The organism is uncultured Clostridium sp. (assembly GCF_937920395.1).
In the GTDB taxonomy this organism is placed as follows: domain Bacteria; phylum Bacillota; class Clostridia; order Clostridiales; family Clostridiaceae; genus Clostridium_AD.
This window is the reverse complement of sequence record NZ_CALEVF010000115.1, coordinates 1-1,889: the sequence shown is the minus strand read 5'-3', so window position 1 is coordinate 1,889 and position 1,889 is coordinate 1. Positions and strand designations below refer to the sequence as shown.

General features: G+C 29.9%; 2 protein-coding genes. Both read left to right on the top strand.

Translation table 11 applies throughout. The features are described from left to right. Positions 1 to 293: substrate-binding domain-containing protein (locus Q0649_RS09435; protein ID WP_298840718.1), on the top strand; the 293-nt coding region annotated here is incomplete at its 5' end. An 85-nt stretch (positions 294 to 378) separates the two neighbouring features. Beyond that, on the top strand, positions 379 to 1,889 hold a 1,511-nt coding region (locus tag Q0649_RS09430; RefSeq protein WP_298840716.1), incomplete at its 3' end, for a mannitol dehydrogenase family protein.

The following is a 1,889-nucleotide window of genomic DNA, read 5'->3' as shown; positions in this document are numbered from 1 at the left end:
TTCCAACAGCAGTATTTTGCTCAAATGATGAAATGGCAATTGGAGCAATGAAGGCAACATCTGAAGCAGGTCTAAATGTTCCAAAGGATATTTCAATTATGGGCTTTGATGGAATGCAGTTAGGTGATTATTTAACGCCAGCTTTAACCACTGTAAGAAGACCTATTAGTGAAATAAGTAAGAAAGGGGCAGAAAAACTTTTAGACATTATAGAAAATAATATAGATAGTGGCGAAAAAATATATATTAGTACAGAACTTGTTAAGAGAGATTCTGTTGCTAATTTAAAATAATATTCCATTAAGATATAAGTTAGTTTAATATATATTGGTAACGTTCACAAATAGATTATAATTTGAGAGCAAGGGAGGCAATGAATTGAAACTTAGACAAGAAGAATTAAAAAACACTAAGTTTTGGAAAAAAAATCAGTTTGAATTACCTAAATATGATCGAAGTGAAATGATAAAACAAACTAAAGAAACTCCTGAATGGTTACATTTTGGAGCTGGAAACATATTTCGTGCATTTCCGGCTGCTGTGTGTCAAGAATTACTTAATAAAGGTATATTAAACACCGGCATAATAGTTGCTGAAGGATATGATTATGAAATAATTGAAAAAAGTTATAATAAATTTGATAACTTAAGTATTTTAGTGACTTTAAAAGCAGATGGAACATTAGAAAAGAAAGTAATAGGAAGTATAGCAGAATCATTATGTGTAGATATAAATAATCTAAATGACTGGAATAGATTAAAAGAAATATTTAGAGCTAAAACATTGAAAATGGTTTCATTTACAATTACAGAAAAAGGATATAGCTTAAAAAATGGTAATGGTGAATTTTTGAAAGATGTTGCGGAAGATTTTGAAAATGAACCCACAAAAGCTACAAGTTATATTGGAAAGCTTACATCATTAGTTTATGAAAGATTTAAAAATGGTGAATTACCATTGACCTTAGTAAGTATGGATAATTGTTCTCATAATGGTTCGAAACTTGAAAAGGCAATTACTACATTTGCAAAACATTGGACAGAAAATAGAAAAGTAGAAGCTGAATTTTTAACTTATGTAAAAGAAAACTTATCTTATCCTTGGAGTATGATTGATAAAATCACCCCAAGACCTGCAGAGTCCGTTATAAATATATTGAGTGAGATTGGGCTTGAGGATACAGAGGTAATTATGACCTCTAAAAACACATATATAGCACCATTTGTTAATGCAGAGCAGCCTCAATATTTAGTTATCGAAGATAACTTTAAAAACGGTCGTGTTCCACTTGATAAAGCCGGTATTATTTATGCAGATAAAGAAACAGTTGATAAAGTAGAAAAAATGAAAGTTTGTACTTGTTTAAATCCTCTTCATACAGCTCTTGCTATTTTTGGATGTTTATTATCTTATAATAAAATATCAGATGAGATGAAAGATAGGGAACTTGTTAAATTAATAAAGAATATAGGATACGTGGAAGGATTACCAGTGGTTGTGGATCCAGGTATTATGTCTCCTAAAGACTTTATAGATGAGGTAATGAAAGTACGTCTTCCAAATCCATTTATGCCTGATACGCCACAAAGGATTGTTTGTGATACTTCTCAAAAATTAGGTATACGGTTTGGTGAGACAATTAAGGCTTATAATAATAATCCTAATTTAGATGTTAAAAATCTAACATTTATACCACTTACTATAGCAGGATGGTGTCGTTATTTAATGGCTATAGATGATGAAGGAGATAGTTTTGAATTAAGTCCTGATCCAATGCTAAAGTCATTAACTAATATAATGGGAAATATTAAACTAAGTGAAACTAAAAATGTTCATGAGTACTTGCCTTTGATTTTATCTAATGAATCAATTTTTGGTGTTAATTTATA